This is a genomic window from Streptomyces sp. NRRL B-1140, assembly GCF_001280065.1.
GTDB lineage: Bacteria > Actinomycetota > Actinomycetes > Streptomycetales > Streptomycetaceae > Streptomyces.
Genome location: NZ_LGEA01000148.1, coordinates 238,541 through 259,631 on the forward strand (window position 1 = coordinate 238,541; position 21,091 = coordinate 259,631).

A 21,091-nucleotide genomic window follows, 5' to 3' on the forward strand; every position below is an offset into this window, starting at 1 on the left:
CTTTCCTCAGGTCGTGCTCGCGGTACGGCGCTGGACCAGCACGGCGGCGACGATGATCGCGCCCTTGGCGATCTGCTGGACGTCGCTCTGCAGGTTGTTCAGGGCGAAGATGTTGGTGATCGTGAAGAAGATCAGGACGCCGAGCACCGAGCCGGTGATGGTGCCCCGGCCGCCGGTGAGCAGGGTGCCGCCGATGATGGCTGCGGCGATGGCGTCGAGTTCGTAGAGGTTGCCGTTGGTGTTCTGGCCGGAGCCCGACAGGACGATCAGCAGGAAGGCCGCGATGCCGCAGCACAGCCCGGACAGCAGATAGAGGTAGAGCCGCTGGCGGCGGACGTCGATGCCGGCGAGCCGGGCCGCCTCCGGGTTGCCGCCGACCGCGACCGTGCGGCGGCCGAAGGTGGTGCGGTTGAGCACCAGCCAGCCGATGACCGTGACGACGGCGAACACCAGCACCAGGGGCGGGATGCCGAGGACGTAGGCGTCGCGCTCGCCCAGGTCCAGCACCGAGGGCACGGTGACGATCTGGGTCTTGCCGTCGGTGATCTGCAGGGCGAGGCCGCGGGCGGAGGCGAGCATGGCGAGGGTGGCGATGAACGGCACCATCGAGCCGTAGGCGATGAGCACCCCGTTGACCAGGCCGCAGCCCACTCCGACGACGATGGCCGTGAAGAGGATGCCCGCGAAGCCGTACTCCTGGGTGGCGACCGTGGTGGCCCACACCGAGGCGAGGGCGACGATCGCGCCGACCGACAGGTCGATGCCGCCGGAGACGATGACGAAGGTCATGCCGACGGTGACGACGCCCACCACGGAGGCCTGGGTGAGGACCAGTTGCAGGTTTCGGGCGTCGAGGAACTCGTCGGGCTTGGTGATGCCGCCGACGACGATCAGTGCGGCGAGCACGCCGAGCAGGGAGAGGGTACGGACGTCGGCACGGGCCGGCAGGCCGCGCCAGGCCGGGGGCCGGGCCTCGGGCACCTTCGTGGTGCTGTCCCGCGGCGGGGAGACGGGTTGCGTCATGACGCCGGACTTCCTTCCATGACCAGGTCGAGTACGCGGTGTTCGTCGAGTTCGCGCGCGGGGGCCGTGTGGACGACGCGGCCCTCGCGCAGCACCAGCACGCGGTCGGCGAGGCCGAGCACCTCGGGGACCTCGCTGGAGACCAGCAGCACGGCGAGGCCCTCGTCGGCGAGGCGGCGGATGACCGCGTAGAGCTCGGCGCGGGCGCCCACGTCGACGCCACGGGTGGGTTCGTCGAGCAGCAGCACCTTGCAGCCGCGCAGCAGCCAGCGGGCCAGGACGGCCTTCTGCTGGTTGCCACCGGAGAGGGTGCGCACGGGCACGGACGGGTTGTCGGGCCGGAGCGACAGCTCGCGGGTGGCGGCCCGGGCCGCGCCGAGTTCGGCGCCCCGGTCGATCCAGCCCCCGCGCGAGAAGTGGGACATGGAGGAGACCGACACGTTGCGGGTGACGGACTCCAGCATCAGAAGCGCCTGCGCCTTGCGTTCCTCGGGGGCGAGCCCGAGTCCGGCCCGCACGGCGGCCCGCACGCTGCCCGGCTTCAACGCCACGCCCCCGACCAGCACCTGACCGGCCGTCGGTCTGCGGGCGCCGTAGACGGTCTCCAGGATCTCGGAGCGGCCCGAGCCGACGAGTCCGGCGAGGCCGACGATCTCACCCGGACGAACCTCCAGGTCGAGCGGCTCGAACTCCCCTTGTCTGGACAGTCCTTGGACGGTCAGCACGGGTTCGCCGGGCGGCGGCGCGAGAGGCCGGTCGGGGAAGACGTACTCGACGTTGCGGCCCGTCATCAGGGCCACGACCTCGCGGGTCGGCGTCGACTTCGCCGGGAGACCGTGCGCGACGGCCCGTCCGTCCTTGAGCACCGTCACCCGGTCGCCGATGCGCCGGATCTCCTCCAGACGGTGGGAGATGTAGACGACGGCGACTCCGGCCGCGGTCAGGTCACCGACGATGCGGAAGAGATTGTCGACCTCGTCCGGGTCGAGGGCGGCGGACGGCTCGTCCATCACGATGAGCCGCACGTCGTGGGAGAGCGCCCGTGCCATGGACACGATCTGCTGCTGCGCCGCGGGCAGCTCCCCCACGAGCCGGGCCGGATCGATCTCGGCATGGCCGAGCCGCGCGAGGAGAGCGGCCGTCGACGCCCTGGCCGCCTTGCCGCGGACGACGAATCCCGCGGCGGTCGGCTCATGTCCGAGGTGGACGTTCTCGGCGACCGACAGGTGCTCCACCAGGTCGAGTTCCTGGTAGATGGTGGCGATGCCCAGGCGCATCGCGGCGATCGGCGAGCGGAGGGTGACCTCCTCGCCGCGCCATCGGAGTCGGCCGGTGTCGGGCTGGTGGGCGCCGGCCAGCACCTTGATGAGGGTGGACTTGCCGGCCCCGTTCTGGCCGAGCAGGCAGTGCACCTCGCCGGCCTGGACGTCGAGGTCGACGCCGTCGAGGGCCCGGACTCCGGGGAACGACTTGGTGATGCCGGACATGCTGAGCAGCGGTGGTTCTGGTGCCATGAGGTCCCCTTGGCGGGCGTGCGGGCCGGTTTCAGGGCAGGGCAGAGCAGGGCGCTGTGCGGTGAGCCGTGCTGTGGTGCGGGGCACTGTGCGGTGAGCCGTGCTGTGGTGCGGGGCACTGTGCGGTGAGCCGTGCTGTGGTGCGGGGCACTGTGCGGTGAGCCGTGCTGTGGTGCAGGGCGCAGTGCCGGTGACTGCGGGCTGTCGTGCGGGGCGCTGTGCGGTGACTGCGGGCTGTCGTGCGGGGCTACGCGGGAGAGAACAGGTGGTCGCTGATGAGCCGGGCCCCGCCGGTCACTCCGGCGGCGGCGCCCAACTCACCCAGGACGATGGGCAGATTGCCGGTCGCCAGCGGCAGCGACTGGCGGTAGACCTGGGTGCGGATCGCGGCGAGCAGGGTGTGGCCGAGCCCGGTCACCCCGCCGCCGATCACCACCAGGCCCGGGTTGAAGAAGCTGACCAGACCGGCGATGACCTGGCCGGTGCGGTTGCCGCCCTCGCGGATCAGATCGAGGGCGGTGGCGTCACCGGCGGCGGCCGCGGCGGCGACGTCGACGGCGGTGAGGCCGCCGTTGGTCTCCAGCCGCGAGGCCAGTTCGGCCGAGAGGCCCTGCTGTGCGGCCTCCGTGGCGTCGCGGGCCAGGGCTGCCCCGCTGAAGTGGGCCTCCAGGCAGCCCCGGTTGCCGCAGGCGCAGGGGCGGCCGTCAGGGACGGCCTGGATGTGCCCGATGTCGCCTGCACTGCCCGTCGTCCCGCGGTAGACCTCACCGCCGACGACGATGCCGCAGCCGATGCCGGTGCCGATCTTGACGCAGAGGAAGTCGGCGACGGTGCGGGCGATGCCCGCGTGCTGCTCCCCCATCGCCATCAGGTTCACGTCGTTGTCGACCATGACCGGGCAGCCGAGCTCCTGGCTGAGCGCCTCCCGCACGGGAAAGCCGTCCCAGCCGGGCATGATCGGCGGTGCCACCGGGATGCCCTCGGGGAAGCGGACCGGGCCCGGGACGCCGATGCCGGCGCCGTCGAACCCCTCCGCGAGCCCGGAGGCCCTCAGCTTCGCGGCCATGGCGAGGACCTGCTCGAAGACCGCGACGGGGCCTTCGCGCACGTCCATGGGATGGTTGAGGTGCCCGAGTGTCTCCAGCTCGGCGTTGGTGACGGCGACATCGACCGAGGTCGCGCCGATGTCGACGCCGAGGAAGCGCAGTTCGGGGTTGAGCCGGATGTTGTGCGAGCGGCGGCCGCCGCGCGAGGCTGCGAGTCCGTCGGCCACGACCAGCCCCGTCTCCAGCAGCCGGTCCACCTCCACGGCCAGCTTGGACCGCGAGAGGTCGACCTGGTCGCCCAGCTGGGCACGGGAGTTGGCGCCGCCGTCACGCAACAGCTTGAGCAGCCGGGCCTGGTGGGCGTTTCCGGGTCGTGCGGTCATACGTCTCACGAGCCCCTCCCCGCCTCGATCGGCCTGTCCGCGCCGGTTCTGCGCCACCGCTGTGGCTTGCTTTCGGAGGGAACGTAGCAGCGGCTGCCGGGGGTGGGAAGAAGTCGCGCAGGAATTGGCCCTCACTTCTTCCACTCACAGGACAAAGAAGCCGCCAACGCCTGCCCCGCATCGCGAGGCAGGCGTTGGCGGCGTCACGAACGTGCCGCGGCGTTCTGACGTGCCGCGGCGCTACGCGCGCGCCCGCGCGTGGTACGAGTGCCGCGTGTGCTCGGTGTGTGCACGCATCAACTGGGTGGCGCGCTGTTCGTCCCGGTCGGCGACCGCGGCGATCAGTTCGCGGTGCTCGATCCAGGACTGGCTGCCGCGCTGCCGGGCCACCGGTGTGTAGTACCAGCGCACGCGCCGGTCGACCTGGGCGGCGAGTTCGGCGAGGACCGCGTTGCCCGCAAGCTCCATGATCTTGGCGTGGAAGCGGGCGTTCATGGCGACGGCACCGTCCACGTCGTCGGCCTCGACGGCCCTCTCGCCCTCCGCGCACAGAGCTTCCAGGGCAGCGATGCCCGCGCTGTTGGCGCCCGCCGCCGCGAGCCGTGCCGCCTCGGCCTCCAGGAGCGTACGGACGGTGAGGAGCTGGTCGGCCTCCTGCTCCGTCGGCTCGTGCACGAACGCGCCCTGGGCGGGCCGCAGATCCACCCACCCCTCGGTGTTGAGCCGCTGCAGCGCCTCGCGCACCGGCTGCCGCGAGACCCCGAGATGCCCGGCGAGTTCGCTCTCGACGAGATGCTGGCCGGGCTGCAGCGCGCGGGTGGTGATGAGTTCGAGCAGTGCCTCGTAGACGCGGTCGCGCAGCGGACCCGGGCGTTCCAGCTTGGGTACCGCCCCTTGGGGCAGGCCTGTCGACAGCATCGCGGTCCCCCTCCTCGGCAGGGCCGTGCACAACGCGGCGCGAGCCGGTATCGCCGCAGAGTCAGTATTGATTGTCTTTCGTCTACAGTCTACGGCGCACAAGAGCCAGGCTTTCGGGGAGTTGAGCGCGTCACACCGCCGGGGACCGGGCCCGGTTCAGGGGCAGCGGACGACCTGACCCGCGTAGGACAGGTTCCCGCCGAAGCCGAACAGCAGCACCGGGTCGCCGGTGGCGATCGCCCCCTGCTCGACCAGCTTCGAGAAGGCCAGCGGGATGCTCGCGGCCGAGGTGTTGCCGGACTCCGTGACATCACGCGCGACGACCGCGTTGACCGCGCCGATCTTCTCCGCGAGGGGTTCGATGATGCGCAGGTTCGCCTGGTGCAGCACGACCCCCGCGAGATCGGCGGGCTCCAGCCCGGCCCGCTCGCAGGCCCGGCGTGCGATGGGCGGGAGCTGTGTGGTGGCCCAGCGGTAGACGCTCTGGCCCTCCTGGGCGAAGCGTGGCGGGGTGCCCTCGATGCGCACCGCGTGGCCCATCTCGGGCACCGAGCCCCACAGCACCGGCCCGATCCCCGCCTCGCCCGCGGCCTCCACCACCGCGGCTCCCGCCCCGTCGCCGACGAGCACGCATGTGCTGCGGTCGCTCCAGTCGGTCACCTCGGACATCTTGTCGGCCCCGATGACCAGCGCCCGGCTCGCGCCCCCCGCGCGCACGGCGTGGTCGGCCGTGGCCAGGGCGTGGGTGAATCCGGCGCACACCACGTTGAGGTCCATGGTGGCGGCCTGCGGGACGCCCAGGCGGGCCGCCACCCGGGCGGCCATGTTGGGCGAGCGGTCGACGGCGGTGGAGGTGGCGACCAGCACCAGGTCGATGTCCGCCGGGGTCAGTCCGGCCGCGGCCAGGGCCTTGGCGGCGGCGTGGGCCGCCAGTTCGTCGACCGGCTCGTCGGGGCCTGCGATGTGACGCGTGCGGATGCCCACCCGGCTCCTGATCCACTCGTCACTGGTGTCCACCAGGCCCGCCAGGTCCTCGTTGGTGAGCACCTTGGCGGGCTGGTAGTGGCCGACGGCGGCGATGCGCGAGCCGTTCATTGGGTGGGTCCCCCTCGTTTCCTTGGGTAGCGGATCCACCAGTCTGATCAGTGACTCACGGGTACGAGGGCAGCCAAGGTGACAGGAAACGGGCGCCGGCGTTGTCAGCTTCGGTCAGGAGCCCGGACGCCCGGACACCTGTCGAACGCCCACCCGGCGCCCCGGTTCGCCTACCCGGTGAAGAGCTGCGTGGCCTTGCGGACGAGCTCGTAGAGCCCGTAGGCGAGCGGTACGCCCACCCACATCCAGGCGAGGGTGATGAGCCACCGGCGGTCCTGGCTAGGCGGACTCTGACTGCTGTCGCTCGGCACGGGCGGCCTCCTTCGGGGCGGGGACGTGGTGGCGGGGGTCGACGGGCCGGACGAGTTCGTTGGCGACGAAGCCGACGACGAGCAGCCCGATCATGATCACGAAGGACAGCCCGTACAGGGACGCGCCGTGCCGGCCCGCCTCCTCCTGCCGGTCGGCGATCCAGTTCACGATCAGTGGGCCGAGCACCCCGGCCGTGGACCAGGCGGTGAGCAACCGCCCGTGGATGGCGCCGACCTGGTACGTGCCGAACAGGTCCTTCAGATAGGCCGGAACCGTGGCGAAACCGCCGCCGTAGAAGGAGAGGATGACCAGCGCGCACAGGATGAACAGCGGCCTGGAGGAGTCGCCGAACAGGGCGATGAGGGCGTACATCAGGGCGCCGACGCCCAGGTAGACGCGGTAGATGTTCTTGCGGCCGATGAGGTCGGAGGTGGAGGACCAGCCGATGCGGCCGGCCATGTTCGCGGCGGACAGCAGCGCGACGAAACCGGCGGCGGCGGTCACCGACACCGGAGTGGGGGTGTCGGCGAAGAAGTCCGTGATCATCGGCGCGGCCTTCTCCAGGATGCCGATGCCGGCGGTGACGTTCATGCAGAGCACGATCCACAGGAGCCAGAACTGGGGTGTGCGCACCGCCTGGTTCGCGGACACCTGCGGGCCGGTGGGGGCTTGTCGCGCAGTTTCCCGCGCCCCTACGGCGTGACGCGGAACCCGGACCAGCAGCACCCCCAGCAGCATGAAGACGGCGTACGACAGACCGTGCACGAGGAAGGCGAGCGCGATGCCGGTGCTGTCGCCGCCGAACGACTCCAGCATCCGGGCCGACCAGGGCGAGGCGATGAGCGCGCCGCCGCCGAAGCCCATGATGGCGATGCCGGTGGCCATGCCGGGCCGGTCCGGGAACCACTTGATCAGGGTGGAGACGGGTGAGATGTAGCCGATGCCGAGACCGATGCCACCGACGAAGCCGTAGCCGAGGACGATCAGCCAGTACTGCTCCAGGGAGGCGCCCAGCGCGGAGAGCAGGAAGCCGGAGGAGAAGCAGATCAGGGCGACGGTCATCGCCCAGCGCGGGCCGTTGCGCTCCACGAGCGTGCCGCCGAACGCGGCGGACAGGCCCAGCATGACGATGCCCAGCTGGAAGGGCAGCGCGCTCTGTGTGCCGCTGAGGCCGAGCGCGGACTCCAGGGGCGGCTTGAACACGCTCCAGGCGTAGGCCTGGCCGATGGAGAGATGTACGGAGAGAGCGGCGGGCGGAACGAGCCAGCGGCTCCAGCCCGGGGGCGCTACTGGGGGACTCATGAACCCCGGACGGTAGGGATCCAGTGGGCAGTTGGGAAGGCGGCGCGTCGACCGTATGCGGTGAACGGTGTCCGGCCTGCGCCGAACGGTCGGTGCACACACTCTTGCCCACCCAACCTCCATACTGTAGACAATATTTCGTCGACACAAGCCGTCCGCGAGCCACCCGCGACCCGTCTGCGGCCGGTCGGCAGCCACCTCCGCGGTATCCCTCAAACCGAACGGAGTGTTCCCGTGAAAGTCGCAGTTCTCGGCGCCGGTGCCATCGGCGCCTACGTCGGCGCCGCGCTCCACCGCGCGGGCGCCGAGGTGCATCTCATCGCCCGTGGACCGCATCTGGCGGCCATGAGGCAGCACGGAGTCCGGGTGCGCAGTCCACGCGGCGACTTCACCGCGCGCCCCCACGCCACCGACGACCCGGGCGAAGTCGGCCCGGTCGACCATGTCTTCCTGGGCCTGAAGGCCAACGCGTACGCGGCGTGCGGGCCGCTGATCGCGCCGTTGCTGCACGAGACGACCTCGGTCGTCGCGGCCCAGAACGGCATCCCCTGGTGGTACTTCCACCGGCACGGCGGTCCGTACGACGGCCACCGTGTCGAGAGTGTCGACCCGGACGGCGCGGTCAGTGCGGTGCTCGCGCCCGAACGGGCCATCGGCTGTGTCGTCTACGCGGCGACCGAACTCGAAGGGCCGGGCGTGGTCCGGCACTTGGAGGGCACGCGGTTCTCCATCGGCGAGCCCGACCGCAGCCGCTCCGCGCGCTGTCTCGCGTTCAGCGAGGGCATGCAGGCGGGCGGGCTGAAGTGCCCCGTCGAACCGGACCTGCGGGGCGACATCTGGGTCAAGCTGCTCGGCAACATCTCCTTCAACCCGATCAGCGCGCTGGCCCGCGCGACCATGCGGCAGATGTGCCTGCACGGCGGCACCCGCAGGGTCATCGAGATCATGATGACCGAGACGCTGGCGGTCGCCGAGGCCCTCGGCTGCCAGGTCGGTGTCTCCATCGAGCGCCGGCTCGCCGGTGCCGAGCGGGTCGGCGACCACCGCACCTCCACGCTCCAGGACCTGGAGCGTGGCAAGCCGCTCGAACTCGACGTGCTGCTCGCGGCGGTCGTCGAGCTGGCGGAGATCACCGGCGTGGAGGTGCCCACCCTGCGCACCGTGCACGCCATCTCGGACCTGCTCGCGCTGAGGAGCGCCGCATGAGGAAACGCGACCGGACCCCCAAGACCTACACCCGGCTCACCCACCCGCTCGTGAGGGACTCCCGCGACGAGCCGTTCCGGCGGGCCACCTGGGAGGAGGCCCTGGACCGGGCCGCCGCGGGCCTCGGACGCAACCGCGACGCCTTCGGGATGTTCAGCTGCGCCCGCGCCACCAACGAGATGAACTACGTGGCGCAGAAGTTCGCCCGGGTCGTCATGGGCACCAACAACGTCGACTCCTGCAACCGCACCTGCCACGCCCCGAGCGTGGCGGGCCTGTCGGCGGCGTTCGGCTCGGGCGGCGGGACGTCGTCGTACGAGGAGATCGAGCACACCGACGTCATCGTGATGTGGGGCTCCAACGCCCGGTTCGCGCACCCGATCTTCTTCCAGCACGTGCTGAAGGGCATCAGGAACGGAGCCCGGATGTACGCGGTCGATCCGCGCCGGACGTCGACCGCCGAGTGGGCGGAGAGCTGGATGGGGCTCAACGTCGGCACGGACATCCCGATGGCGCACGCGATCGGCCGCGAGATCATCCACGCGGGGCTCGCGAACGAGGCGTTCATCGAGCGGGCGACCAGCGGCTTCGAGGAGTACCAGGCGCTGGTCGAACCGTGGACGCTGTCGCTGGCCGAGAAGGTGACGGGTGTGCCGGCGGCGGCGATCCGTGAGGTGGCGCACGCCTACGCCCGTGCCGAGCGGGCCCAGTTGTGCTGGACCCTGGGCATCACCGAGCACCACAACGGCACCGACAACGTCCGCGCCCTGATCAACCTGTCCCTGCTCACCGGGCACGTCGGCCGCTACGGCTCGGGCCTGCAGCCGCTGCGCGGGCAGAACAACGTGCAGGGCGGCGGCGACATGGGGGCGATCCCCAACCGGCTGCCCGGCTTCCAGGACATCCTCGACCCGGAGACCCGGCTGAAGTTCGAGTCGGCCTGGGACACCGTGATCCAGCCCCACTACGGCCTGAACCTCACGGAGATGTTCGAGGCGATGGAGGACGGCTCGCTGAGGGCCGTGTACTGCATCGGTGAGAACCCCGCCCAGTCCGAGGCGGACAGCGCACAGGCCGTGCGGCGGCTGCAGGCCCTGGATTTCCTCGTCGTGCAGGACATCTTCCTGACGAAGACCGCCGAGCTCGCGGACGTCGTCCTGCCGGCCACCGCCGGCTGGGCGGAGACCGACGGCACGACCACCAACAGCGAGCGGCGGGTGCAGCGCGTCCGCAAGGCCGTCTCCCCGCCCGGCGAGGCCCGCGAGGACATCGACATCATCTGCGATCTCGCGGCCCGCCTCGGCCACGACTGGAAGTACGCCGACGCCGAGACCGTGTGGAACGAGCTGAGGTCCGTCTCGCCCGACCACTACGGCATGACATACGAGCGCCTGGAGGAGCATCAGGGCATCCAGTGGCCCTGCCCGAGCACGGACGCCATCGAACCCACTTACCTGCACGGCCGGTTGTGGGAGACCGACCCGGCCAGGCGTGGCCCACTCGCCCCGTTCGGGCTGGTGCGGCACGACCCGCCCGTGGACCTCACCGACGAGCGGTACCCGATCCGGCTCACCACCGGGCGGCGGCTCGACTCGTACAACACCGGGGTGCAGAGCGGCGGTTACGCCTCGCCGCTCCGGCGCGGCGAGTTCGTCGAGCTGAGCCCGGAGGACGCCGAGCGCTACGGGGTCGTGGTCGGCGAGCACGTCCAGGTGACCTCGCGGCGCGGGTCGGTGACCGCTCCCGTGTGGGTGGACACCGCGCTGCGGCCGGGGCTCGCCTTCATGACCATGCACTTCCCGGACGAGGTGGACACCAACGCGCTGACGATCGAGGCGAACTGCCCGATCGCGGGGACGGCGGAGTTCAAGGCGTCGGCGATCCGGATCGAGAAACTGCCCATCGCGACCATCGTGGGGTGAACACAAGTGGACCTGCACTTCGGTGACAGCAAACCGACGGACGAGGAACGGGCGGCCGTCGACGCCCTGCTCGGGCCTCCCGAGTCCTCCTGGGAGGGCGCCGACCGCACCGATGCGGATTTGCGGTGGGCGCGTGGCGGACGTGAGGCCCGGGAACGCCGCGACCTGCTGTTGCCGGGGCTGCACGCGATCAACGACCGGATCGGCTGGATCAGCGAGGGTGCCCTCGACTACCTGTGCCGGCGGCTGACGGTGCCGCCGGCGGAGGCGTACGGGGTCACCACCTTCTACGCCATGTTCTCGGTCAAGCCCCGGCCGGCGACCGTGCTGCACGTGTGCACGGACCTGGCGTGCGCGGCGGCCGGGGCGCCTCAGCTGTGTGCCGGGATCGAGGAGCGGCTGGGCCTCGGCAGCGGCGTGAGCGTCGAGCGCAGCCCGTGCCTGGGACTGTGCGAACGCGCCCCGGCGGCACTGGCGATCAAGGCCGGGGACCCCGTGCGCACTGCGGTCTCGGCACCGGCGACCGTCCACGACGCCGTGCTCGCCGCGAGCTCCCCGGACTCCGCGCCCGAGGAGCCGACCGCCGCCCTGGCGGTGCCCCAGGCGGGGCAGGACGGCCTGATGCTGCTGCACCGCGTCGGTGTGGTCGACCCCTCGTCCCTCGACGACTACCGCGCTCACGGGGGGTACACCGCCCTGCGCCGCGCCTTCGAACTGGGTCCCGCCGGGGTCATCCGCGAGGTCACCGACTCGGGCCTGGTCGGGCGCGGCGGGGCCGCCTTCCCCACCGGCCGCAAGTGGCAGGCCACCGCGTCGCAGCCGGACCATCCGCACTACCTCGTGTGCAACGCCGACGAGTCGGAGCCGGGTACCTTCAAGGACCGGGTGCTGATGGAGGGCGACCCGTACGCACTGGTCGAGGCGATGACCATCGCCGGGTACGCGACCGGCGCGCATCAGGGCTACCTGTATCTGCGCGGCGAGTACCCGCGCGCCCTGCGCCTGCTGGAGCACGCGATCGCACAGGCCCGGGCCCGCGGACTGCTCGGTGACGACGTCCTCGGGCAGGGCTACGCCTTCGACATCGAGATCCGGCGCGGCGCGGGCGCCTACATCTGCGGTGAGGAGACGGCCCTGTTCAACTCCATCGAGGGTTACCGGGGCGAGCCCCGCTCCAAGCCGCCCTTCCCGGTGGAGAAGGGCCTGTTCGGCAAGCCGACGGTCGAGAACAACGTCGAGACGCTGGTCAACGTCCTGCCGATCCTGACCATGGGCGCCCCGGCGTACGCGGCGATCGGCACCGGGCGCTCCACCGGCCCGAAGCTGTTCTGCGTGTCCGGGAGTGTGGAGCGGCCCGGTGTCTATGAGGTGCCGTTCGGCGCGACGCTCGGCGAGGTGCTCACCCTGGCCGGGGTGCGGGACGGACTGCGGGCGGTGCTGCTCGGCGGGGCGGCCGGCGGTTTCGTACGGCCCGACGAGCTGGACGTGCCGCTCACCTTCGAGGGGACACGGGAGGCGGGCACGACGCTCGGCTCGGGGGTCGTCTTGGCCTTCGACGACATCGTGCCCCTGCCCCGGCTGCTGCTGCGCATCGCGGAGTTCTTCCGCGACGAGTCGTGCGGGCAGTGCGTGCCGTGCCGGGTCGGGACGGTGCGGCAGGAGGAGGCGCTGCACCGGATCGTGGAGCGCACGGGCGCGGAGGCAGCCGGTGACATCGCGCTGCTGCGGGAGGTCGGCCGCGCCATGCGGGATGCCTCGATCTGCGGTCTGGGGCAGACCGCGTGGAACGCCGTGGAATCCGCCATCGACCGTCTGGGGGCGTACGAATGACCGTCACACCGCTGGGGATCCCGCGCCGCGTGCTGGAGTTCACCCTCGACGGGGAGGAGGTTAGGGTCCCCGAGGGCTCGACGATCCTGGACGCCTGCCGGGCGGCGGGGAAGGACGTCCCGACCCTGTGCGAGGGCGACACCCTGCGCCCTAAGAACGTCTGCCGGGTGTGTGTGGTCGAGGTCGAGGGGGCCAGGACACTCGTCCCGGCCTGCTCCCGCAAGGCCGAGCCGGGCATGGAGGTCCGCACCGACACCGAGCGCGCCCGGCACAGCCGCAAGGTCGTCCTGGAGCTGCTCGCGTCCTCGGTCGACCTGTCGACGACCCCGAAGGTCGCCGGGTGGCTGAAGGAGTACGAGGCGAAGCCGGACCGCTTCGGCCCGGACGCGGCGCGGCTGAACGAGGAGCCGAGGATCGACAACGACCTCTATGTCCGCGATTACGGCAAATGCATCCTCTGCTACAAGTGCGTCGACGCCTGCGGCGACCAGTGGCAGAACTCCTTCGCGATCTCCGTCGCCGGGCGCGGCTTCGACGCCCGGATCGCCGTGGAGCACGACGCGCCACTGACCGACTCGGCATGCGTGTACTGCGGGAACTGCATCGAGGTGTGCCCGACGGGGGCACTGTCGTTCAAGTCCGAGTTCGACATGCGCGCGGCGGGCACCTGGGACGAGTCGCGGCAGACGGAGACGACCACGGTGTGCGCGTACTGCGGAGTGGGCTGCAACCTGACGCTGCACGTGCAGGACAATGAGATCGTGAAGGTCACCTCGCCGCACGACAACCCGGTGACCCACGGCAACCTCTGCATCAAGGGCCGCTTCGGCTACCAGCACGTACAGAACCGGGACTGATCAGGACATGGGACGAGTCACGGAACGACGCAAGGTGATCCGCATCCGGGACGGGGTGGTCTCCGGCCGCGCGGACACGCTCGTGGCCGAGGAGCCGATGGAGATCCGGCTCAACGGCAAGCCCCTGGCGATCACCATGCGCACCCCGGGCGACGACTTCGCGCTGGCGGCGGGGTTCCTCGTGAGCGAGGGGGTGCTGGCCGGGCAGCAGGACCTGCAGAACATCGTCTACTGCGCGGGGGCGACGGACGACGGGTCGAACACGTACAACGTGGTCGACGTGAAGACGGCGCCGGGCTTGGAGATCCCCGACATCACCCTGGAGCGCAACGTCTACACCACGTCCTCCTGCGGCCTGTGCGGCAAGGCGTCGCTGGACGCGGTGCGCACCACGACCCGGTGGCCCGTCGCCGACACTCCCCCGCTCCGGATCACCCCCGAGCTGCTCGCGAGCCTCCCCGACCGGCTGCGCGCGGCCCAGCGGGTCTTCGACCGGACCGGGGGCCTGCACGCGGCGGCCCTGTTCTCGGAAGCGGGCGAGCTGCTGGACGTCCGGGAGGACGTGGGCCGGCACAACGCGGTCGACAAGCTGGTCGGCCGCGCCCTGCAGAACGGGGAGCTGCCGCTGTCGCGGGCGATCCTGCTCGTGTCGGGCCGGGCCTCCTTCGAGCTGGCGCAGAAGGCCGTGATGGCGGGCATACCCGTGCTGGCGGCCGTGTCGGCGCCGTCCTCGCTGGCGGTGGACCTGGCCGCCGAGGCGGGCCTGACGCTGGTGGGCTTCCTGCGGGGCGGCTCCATGAACGTGTACGCGGGTGAGGACCGCATCGCCCTGCGGGCCGCGGCCGCCCAGGGCTGAGCAGGTTCCTCCGCTGCACGGCGGCGGGGCCCCGACCGGCGGGGAGCGCCCCCTGCGCCGCAGGGGCCCCGTCTCGGCCTGCCCGGGGCGTCACGCCTGGTCGGCCGTACCGGATATCCGGAGCAGCATCGCCGTGAACTGCTCCCGCTCGGCCGCGGACAGGGGTGCGAGCAGTTCGTCGTTGGCGGCGCGGGCCGCCTTCTCGCAGCGCTTCAGCAGCCGTTCCCCCCGCTCGGTGAGGGACACCGCGTTCTTGCGGCGGTCTTTCGGGTCGGGCTCGCGGACCACAAGGCCGGCCGCCTGGAGGTCGTTGAGCACGCCGACCAGGTCCTTGGGGTCCAGCCTGACCCCGCGGCCGAGGTCGGCCTGGGCGACGGGGCCGAGGTCGCGCACGGCGGACAGCACCACGTGGTGCCACATCCGCATGTCCTCCTCCGCCAGCGCCTGGGCCACCAGGGTCCGGCCGCGGGCGGCGGCCCGGCCGAGCAGCCAGCTGGGGAGGGAGCGGATCGCGGGCAGGTGAGCTTCCGACATGGGCGCAGCCTAACCGCAAAGTCATTGGTTCTCCCTATGATCCTCCTATACCGTTGGGCTTCCCAATGAACACATGGGGACCACCGACGACCCCGGAGGTGCGATGCGCCGCGTCCGCTACGAATCCCGAGGCGGCCCCCTCTTCGCGGAGGAGGCACCGCTCCCCACGCCCGGCCCCGGGGAACTGCTCGTGCGCGCGGAGGCGATCGGCGTCACGCTCCCGGTCGTGCGCAAGGTCACCGAGGCGGCCGAACCGGTGCCGCTCGGCGGCGAGATCGCCGGGCAGGTCACGGCCGTCGGCGAGGGCGTCACCGCCTTCGGCACCGGCGACCGGGTGACCGGCCTCTGTTTCGGCCACGGTTACGCGGAGTTCGCGGTGCTGCACGAGACCATGGCCTCCCCGGTTCCCCGGGACGCGAGCGCCGTCGACGCGGTCGCTCTGGTCCGCAGCGGCCTGGTCGCGCTCGGCGCCCTGGAGGCGGCCCGCCCCGAGCCGGGCGAGGCGGCCCTGGTCACCGCGGCCGCGAGCGGTGTCGGCCACCTGGCCGTGCAGCTGGCCAGGACGCGCGGCGCCGGACGCGTGGTGGGAGCCGTCTCCGACCCGGGCAAGGCCGACTTCGTGCGCCGCCTCGGCGCCGACCACGTCATCTCGTACGGCGACGCGAGCTGGGGCACCCCCGTGGACTACGTCCTGGACGCGGTCGGGGGCGAGTTGCTCACCCGCGCCCTCCACGCGCTCGTCCCCGAGGGGCGGCTGGTGGCGTACAGCTCGGGCGGCGGCGCCATCCAGGCCTACGACCTGCTCGTGGGCGCCAAGTCGGTCATCGGGTTCCAGACGGCCCGCATCGCCCGGGGCAGACCGGAGTTGTACGAGCAGTGGCGTGAGGAACTGTGGCGGCTGTTCACGGCCGGAGAGCTCCGGCCCGCCGTCCACGGGGAGTTCGCCCTGGAGGACGCGGCCAAGGCGCACGCGGAGATCGAGGGACGGTCCAACCTGGGCAAGGTGGTCCTGATCCCCTGACACGCGCTTCTCGTGGGGGGCTGTCAACCCGAGTACCACCTGCGGCCGGGACATCGGACGTGGAGTGTCCGGCACGACCGGATGTCCTTCTCCACGCGCCGGTGCACCGGCCGGCAGACGCACGAAGGTCAGGTCGCACCATGCCGTCAAGTCTTCACGCCCGTCTGAGATCCACCCTGACAGCCGCGGTCGCCGGGGTGCTTCTCGCACCGACGACCGCGGCGTACAGCCGGCCCGTCACGGCCTCCGGTCAGTTCGCCCAGCAGGTGCTCTTCAAGGCCTCCCGGGACCCGGGCTACGCCTGTTTCCGGATCCCGGCGATGGTGCGCACCACCGGCGGCACCCTGCTCGCCTTCGCCGAGGGCCGTGTCCGCACCTGCGGTGACGCGGGCGACATCGACATCGTGCTCAAGCGCTCCACCGACGGCGGCCGCACCTGGGGGCCGCTCCAGGTCGTCACCGAGGGCGCGGGTGACACGCACGGCAATCCGGCGCCCGTCGTCGACCGCAGGTCGGGCCGGATCCTGCTGGCCGAGACGTACAACACCGGCCGTGCGGACGCCGGCAACTGCACCGTCCCCTGCGACCGCACCCCGCACCTGCAGTACAGCGACGACGACGGCCGCACCTGGTCGAAACCGCGCGACCTGAGCGACGCCATCCTCCCTGAGGACTGGAACTCCTGGTACGCGACCGGGCCCGTGCACGGCGTCCAGCTGACCCGCGGCAGGCACGGCGGGCGGCTCGTCTTCGGCGTCAACGCCGAGTCGTGGGACGGCAAGAGAGTCTTGGCCGCCCACGCCGCGCTCGTCGTCAGCGACGACGGCGGCGAGTCCTGGCGCGTCGGCGCCACGGACACCTGGCCCGTGGCGCAGGACGGCACGGCCCGGCAGCGGCCGTCCGAGGTGACGCTCACCGAACGCGCCGACGGCGTCCTGCTCGTCAGCGGCCGGGAACAGGACGGCACCGACCTGGGCCACCGCTCCCAGACCCTCAGCGCGGACGGCGGCGACAGCTTCGCCACGCCCTTCCGCGGCCTGCCGGACCTGTACACCCCTCAGGTCCAGGGCGCGATCCTGCGCCTCGGCGAGCGGATGCTGCTGTCCGCTCCGGCCGACCCGGACCGCCGCCGCACGATGATGATCCGGTCCTCCTACGACGGCGGGCGCACCTGGGAGAGCGTGGACCGGGGCACGGTCGTCACCACGGACTGGTCCGGCTACTCCGACATGGCGGCCCTGGGCGGCACGACGGTGGGGCTGCTGTACGAGGGCGGCGCGGCCGACGCGCGCGAGGAGATCCGCTTCGCGCGCTTCACCGACGACTGGCTGAGGCCGCGGCGGGGCTCCGACCCGACCACCCGTGACGCGGCGGCGGGCGGCCGGCCCGCCGCCGTGCTCGGCGGCGCGGCGCGGACGGACGGCGTCCGGGGCGGCGCTCTGGCCTTCGACGGCGTCGACGACGCCGTCCGGCTCCCGTACCGGTCCCGGCCGGCGATCGGGGAGGGGGACTTCACGGTGTCGCTGCACTTCCGCTACACGGCCACGGTCGGCGAGCAGCCCTTCCTGTGGATGGGCGGCATCGGCGGCACCCAGCCGCAGATCTGGCTGCGCGGGGAACCCGCGAGCGACCGGGTCCGGGCGCTGATCACCACCAGGTCGGGAGCGACGACCGTCAGGTCGGCCTCGGTGTGGACCGACGGCGCCCGCAACGACGGCCGCTGGCACCATCTGGCGCTGCGCCGGGGCGCCGGGCTGCTGACCCTGTTCCTCGACGGCACGCCGCTCACCACCGCTGACGTGCCGGGCTCGGTCAGCCGCAACTCGCCCTTCGGCGTGCACATCGGCCAGCGCATGGACAGCCGGGCCTTCCTCACCGGGGCGATGGACGACGTGCGGGTGTGGAACCGGGCCCTGAGCGACGAGGAGCTGGCCTTCGGCGCCTCGGGCGCGGCCTCCCGGGGCACGGTGCTGTGGCTGCCCATGGACCGGGTGAGCGGCAGCAACTAACGTCACGGGACGTGCCCGACGACTCAGGAGCATTACGAGCACGACAGCGCACGGGAACCGGGATCGGCCTGCTGCTGGTCCTGGTGCTCGGCGCGGCGCTGCTCATCGCCCTGCCCGGCGACGACGGTGCGGACGACGACGCCTGCCAGGCGCTCACCGTCGGCTCCTGGGACAGCAACGACGCCCTCGACGCCGAGTTCGCCCGCTACGGCGACGACGCGAGCCGCACGGACGACTGGACCGGCGGCGACGGCACCCACTCGGTGCGCCTGCCGGACGGCCGGGTGCTGTGGCTGTTCTCGGACACCTATCTGGGCCGGGTGTACGGCCCGCCCAATCCCCACGGCGAGTCCCACGCCTGGCGGGACGCCGCCACACCGCTGGTGCGCAACTCGGCCGTGCTGATGCGCGACGGCCGGCTCGAATCCACCCTGCCCGCCCCGCTGTTCGCCGACCCTGCACCGAACCGGTGGCGCTGGCCGGTCGCCGCACGCGTCGAGCCCCGCTCCCCCGGCTCCCCGGAGCGGGTCGTCCGGGTGCTGCTGTGGGTGCGCGCGGCGGGACAGGCCCCCTGGATCTACGGCGTGCCCACCGCGACCGAGGTCGCCACGCTGTCGCTGCCCGGGCTGCGCCTGGAATCGATCATCGAGGTGTTCGGCCAGCAGTCGGTGCCGGACCCGTCCCGGCGGGTGCTGTTCGGCACGACGCTGGTCGAGGAGGACGGCTGGACCTACGTGTTCGGCGGCGACGACGGCCGGGCCGCTTCCCGTCCCGCTTCACACGCGTACGCGGCCCGGGTGCCGGAGGGCCGGCTCGCGGATCCGTCGGCCTGGCAGTACTGGAGCGGTTCGGCGTGGGTGCCGCGGGCCCGCCCCCGGCCGGTGCTCGGGGACGGGCGCAGCAGGGGCGTGGGCAGCGCGTTCTCGGTCGTCCGGGAGGGCGGTACGTACGTGCTGTTCACCATGGCCGCCGGCGCGAGGGGGCTGACCACCGTGGCGTCCTACTGGGCCTGCTCCCCGGCCGGGCCGTGGCACGGACCGGGAGAGGAGTTCGGCCCGCCGCTGCCGCGGGGGGAGGTGGCCGCCTACAACCCGCAGGCGCATCCGGTGCTGAGCGGCGACGGACGGCTCGTCCTGAGCTACGACGTCAACTGGCTGGAGCCGACGGGCGCCGCCGACCGGCTCAGCCGGAACGTGTCCCTGTACCGACCGCGGTTCGTGTCGTTGCGCCTGGCCGCGGCGCGGTGACCTCCGCCGCCGCCTCCCGCGCACGCCGCTTGGCGATCACCGCGCACACGATGAGCTGCATCTGGTGGAAGAGCATCAGCGGCAGCACGGCGAGGGCCGCCTGCGCGCCGAACAGGACGCTCGCCATGGGCAGTCCGGCGGCCAGGGACTTCTTCGAGCCGGCGAACTGGATCGCGATCCGGTCGGCCCGGCCGAAGCCCAGCGCCTTGCCGCCGTACCAGGTGAGCAGCAGCATCACGGCGAGGATCACGGCCTCGACGACGGCCAGGGCGCCCAGCCGCACCGGGCTGACCTGGTGCCATATGCCCTGGACCATGCCCGCGCTGAACGCGGTGTAGACGACGAGCAGGATGGAGCCGCGGTCCACCAGGCCGAGGACCTGCTTGTTGCGGGTGACGAAGCCGCCGATCCAGCGGCGCAGGAGCTGCCCGGCGAGGAACGGCACCAGCAGTTGCAGCACGATCTTCAGCAGTGAGTCGGCGGAGAAGCCGCCGCCACTGCCGCCGAGCAGCGAGGCCGCGAGCAGCGGGGTGGCGACGATGCCGATGAGGGAGGAGAAGGAGCCCGCGCAGATCGCGGCGGGGACGTTGCCGCGGGCCATCGACGTGAAGGCGATCGACGACTGGACGGTCGACGGGACCAGGGTGAGGAAGAGCAGTCCCTGGTAGAGCGGGTGCGTCAGGATCACCGGCACCAGCCCGCGGGCCGCGAGACCGAGCAGCGGGAAGACCACGAAGGTGCAGGCCAGGACGGTCACGTGCAGCCGCCAGTGCCGCAGTCCGTCGAGCGCCTCGCGCGTGGAGAGCCGGGCGCCGTACAGGAAGAAGAGGAGGGCGACCGCGGCCGTGGAGGCTCCCGAGGCGACGTCCGCGGCCGTTCCGCGCACCGGGAGCAGTGCGGCGAGGCCCACTGTCCCGAGAAGGAGCAGGATGTAGGGGTCGATCGGCATCCAATGCGGCCAGCGCAGGCGTTTCACGGTGCTCCACTTGCTTTGGTACTTCGGTCGGTCCGGGGCCGTGACGGTCCCCTTCCATCCTGCTTCCCCGACCGGCGATCGGGAATCCGGTACACCGCTCTCACTGTCATTTCGTTCCGCGATAACATGGGCTCGTGTACGACCCCTCCCAGCTGCGCACGTTCCTCTCGGTGGCGCAGACGCTCAGTTTCACGCAGGCCGCGCGGCGGCTCGGGGTGCGGCAGTCGACGGTCAGCCAGCACGTGCGGCGGCTGGAGGAGGCCACCGGGCGGACGCTGTTCAGCCGGGACACGCACTCGGTCGAGCTGACCGAGGACGGCGAGGCCATGCTGGGCTTCGCGCGCCGGATCCTGGAGGTGCACGAGCAGGCCGCGGCGTTCTTCACCGGCACCCGGCTGCGCGGCCGGCTGCGTTTCGGCGCCTCGGAGGACTTCGTGCTGACGCGGCTGCCCGAGATCCTGGAGGGCTTCCGGCACGAGCATCCGGAGGTCGACCTGGAACTGACGGTCGAGCTGTCGGGCACCCTGCACGAGCGGCTGGCCGCCGGGAAGCTGGATCTGGTCCTGGCCAAGCGGCGGCCCGAGGACCCGCGGGGCGAGCTGGTCCGGCACGACCGGCTGGTGTGGATCGGCGCGGAACGCCTCCGGCTCGACCCGGACCGCCCGGTGCCGCTCATCGTCTACCCGCCCCCCGGCATCACCCGCGCCCTCGCCCTCGAGGCCCTGGAACGGCAGGGCCGCGACTGGCGCGTGGTGTGCACCAGCGGCAGCCTCAACGGCCTCGTCGCGGCGGCCCGGGCGGGGCTCGGCGTGATGGCCCACTCCCGCGGTCTGATCCCGCCGGGCCTGGTCCGGATCCCCGACCGGGCCGGCCTGCCGGAACTGGGGCAGGTCGACTTCGTCCTGGTGCACGGCCGGCGCCGTCCCTCCGCCCAGGGCGCGGCGGACGCCCTGGCAGCGGCGATCCTGGCAGGCGGGGACCGGCTGCAGCGCAGCGCGCGAAAGGGGCTGTGACCTGGCCGGTCAGTCACCTCCGACAGA

The 21,091-nt window shown here is 72.1% G+C and carries 18 protein-coding genes; 9 read left to right on the plus strand and 9 right to left on the minus strand.

What is annotated here, in order from left to right:
- Nucleotides 1-6 precede the first annotated feature (6 nt).
- The 7 genes from ADK65_RS34315 to ADK65_RS34340 all read right to left on the minus strand — a co-directional run bounded on the left by ADK65_RS34315 (nucleotide 7) and on the right by ADK65_RS34340 (nucleotide 7,593).
- A complete protein-coding gene (locus tag ADK65_RS34315) occupies nucleotides 7-1,023 on the minus strand; it encodes an ABC transporter permease (RefSeq protein WP_053675140.1) in 1,017 nt (338 codons plus the stop codon).
- Nucleotides 1,020-2,537: a sugar ABC transporter ATP-binding protein gene (locus ADK65_RS34320; protein ID WP_053675142.1), complete on the minus strand. Its 1,518-nt coding sequence runs from the start codon at nucleotides 2,535-2,537 to the stop codon at nucleotides 1,020-1,022. Before ADK65_RS34320 ends, ADK65_RS34315 begins: the two co-directional genes overlap by 4 nt.
- 247 nt (nucleotides 2,538-2,784) lie before the next feature.
- Nucleotides 2,785-3,966, minus strand: a complete 1,182-nt coding sequence (locus tag ADK65_RS34325; RefSeq protein ID WP_053675144.1) for an ROK family protein — start codon at nucleotides 3,964-3,966, stop codon at nucleotides 2,785-2,787.
- 240 nt (nucleotides 3,967-4,206) lie between these two features.
- Nucleotides 4,207-4,884: a GntR family transcriptional regulator gene (locus tag ADK65_RS34330; protein ID WP_053675146.1), complete on the minus strand. Its 678-nt coding sequence runs from the start codon at nucleotides 4,882-4,884 to the stop codon at nucleotides 4,207-4,209.
- 156 nt (nucleotides 4,885-5,040) lie between these two features.
- Nucleotides 5,041-5,979, minus strand: a complete 939-nt coding sequence (locus ADK65_RS34335) for a beta-ketoacyl-ACP synthase III (RefSeq protein ID WP_053675148.1) — start codon at nucleotides 5,977-5,979, stop codon at nucleotides 5,041-5,043.
- 170 nt (nucleotides 5,980-6,149) lie between these two features.
- Nucleotides 6,150-6,290: an MFS transporter small subunit gene (locus ADK65_RS39040; protein ID WP_199825753.1), complete on the minus strand. Its 141-nt coding sequence runs from the start codon at nucleotides 6,288-6,290 to the stop codon at nucleotides 6,150-6,152.
- On the minus strand, nucleotides 6,259-7,593 hold the full coding sequence (locus ADK65_RS34340; protein ID WP_053675150.1) for an OFA family MFS transporter: 1,335 nt from the start codon (nucleotides 7,591-7,593) through the stop codon (nucleotides 6,259-6,261). The genes ADK65_RS39040 and ADK65_RS34340 overlap by 32 nt, the downstream gene beginning before the upstream one ends.
- Nucleotides 7,594-7,827: 234 nt before the next feature.
- Here ADK65_RS34340 and ADK65_RS34345 point away from each other — a divergent pair, with 234 nt between their 5' ends.
- Genes ADK65_RS34345 through fdhD form a run of 5 tightly spaced genes read left to right on the plus strand, consistent with a single transcriptional unit; the run spans nucleotide 7,828 to nucleotide 14,264 of the window.
- Nucleotides 7,828-8,799: a 2-dehydropantoate 2-reductase gene (locus tag ADK65_RS34345; protein WP_053675152.1), complete on the plus strand. Its 972-nt coding sequence runs from the start codon at nucleotides 7,828-7,830 to the stop codon at nucleotides 8,797-8,799.
- A complete protein-coding gene (locus ADK65_RS34350) occupies nucleotides 8,796-10,721 on the plus strand; it encodes a molybdopterin oxidoreductase family protein (protein WP_053675154.1) in 1,926 nt (641 codons plus the stop codon). Before ADK65_RS34345 ends, ADK65_RS34350 begins: the two co-directional genes overlap by 4 nt.
- Before the next feature lie 6 nt (nucleotides 10,722-10,727).
- Nucleotides 10,728-12,551, plus strand: coding sequence for an NAD(P)H-dependent oxidoreductase subunit E (locus ADK65_RS34355; RefSeq protein WP_053675156.1), 1,824 nt, complete (start codon nucleotides 10,728-10,730; stop codon nucleotides 12,549-12,551).
- Entirely contained in the window at nucleotides 12,548-13,408 is an 861-nt protein-coding gene (locus tag ADK65_RS34360; RefSeq protein WP_053675158.1) for a 2Fe-2S iron-sulfur cluster-binding protein, read from the plus strand. Before ADK65_RS34355 ends, ADK65_RS34360 begins: the two co-directional genes overlap by 4 nt.
- A 7-nt stretch (nucleotides 13,409-13,415) precedes the next feature.
- On the plus strand, nucleotides 13,416-14,264 hold the full coding sequence (gene fdhD, locus ADK65_RS34365; protein ID WP_053675160.1) for a formate dehydrogenase accessory sulfurtransferase FdhD: 849 nt from the start codon (nucleotides 13,416-13,418) through the stop codon (nucleotides 14,262-14,264).
- Nucleotides 14,265-14,354: 90 nt separating this feature from the next.
- Here the strand turns inward: fdhD and ADK65_RS34370 are convergent, their stop codons facing one another.
- Nucleotides 14,355-14,798: a MarR family winged helix-turn-helix transcriptional regulator gene (locus ADK65_RS34370; RefSeq protein ID WP_053675162.1), complete on the minus strand. Its 444-nt coding sequence runs from the start codon at nucleotides 14,796-14,798 to the stop codon at nucleotides 14,355-14,357.
- A 103-nt stretch (nucleotides 14,799-14,901) separates the two neighbouring features.
- On the opposite strand from ADK65_RS34370, the gene ADK65_RS34375 reads away from it, so the two are divergent.
- The 3 genes from ADK65_RS34375 to ADK65_RS34385 all read left to right on the plus strand — a co-directional run bounded on the left by ADK65_RS34375 (nucleotide 14,902) and on the right by ADK65_RS34385 (nucleotide 19,075).
- Nucleotides 14,902-15,819 (plus strand): quinone oxidoreductase family protein, encoded by a 918-nt coding sequence (locus ADK65_RS34375; protein ID WP_053675221.1) that lies wholly within the window; start codon nucleotides 14,902-14,904, stop codon nucleotides 15,817-15,819.
- A gap of 140 nt (nucleotides 15,820-15,959) precedes the next feature.
- Nucleotides 15,960-17,828 carry a sialidase family protein gene (locus ADK65_RS34380; RefSeq protein WP_053675164.1) on the plus strand — a complete coding sequence of 623 codons (1,869 nt, stop codon included), beginning with the start codon at nucleotides 15,960-15,962 and terminating at the stop codon, nucleotides 17,826-17,828.
- 11 nt (nucleotides 17,829-17,839) lie between these two features.
- Nucleotides 17,840-19,075: a DUF4185 domain-containing protein gene (locus tag ADK65_RS34385; protein WP_053675166.1), complete on the plus strand. Its 1,236-nt coding sequence runs from the start codon at nucleotides 17,840-17,842 to the stop codon at nucleotides 19,073-19,075.
- On the opposite strand, the gene ADK65_RS34390 is transcribed toward ADK65_RS34385, so the two are convergent.
- Nucleotides 19,011-20,024, minus strand: coding sequence for a bile acid:sodium symporter family protein (locus ADK65_RS34390; protein WP_053675168.1), 1,014 nt, complete (start codon nucleotides 20,022-20,024; stop codon nucleotides 19,011-19,013). The two genes, ADK65_RS34385 and ADK65_RS34390, sit on opposite strands and share 65 nt — an antisense overlap.
- A 161-nt stretch (nucleotides 20,025-20,185) precedes the next feature.
- Here ADK65_RS34390 and ADK65_RS34395 point away from each other — a divergent pair, with 161 nt between their 5' ends.
- Nucleotides 20,186-21,064: a LysR substrate-binding domain-containing protein gene (locus ADK65_RS34395; protein ID WP_053675170.1), complete on the plus strand. Its 879-nt coding sequence runs from the start codon at nucleotides 20,186-20,188 to the stop codon at nucleotides 21,062-21,064.
- The last annotated feature ends 27 nt before the right edge of the window (nucleotides 21,065-21,091 follow it).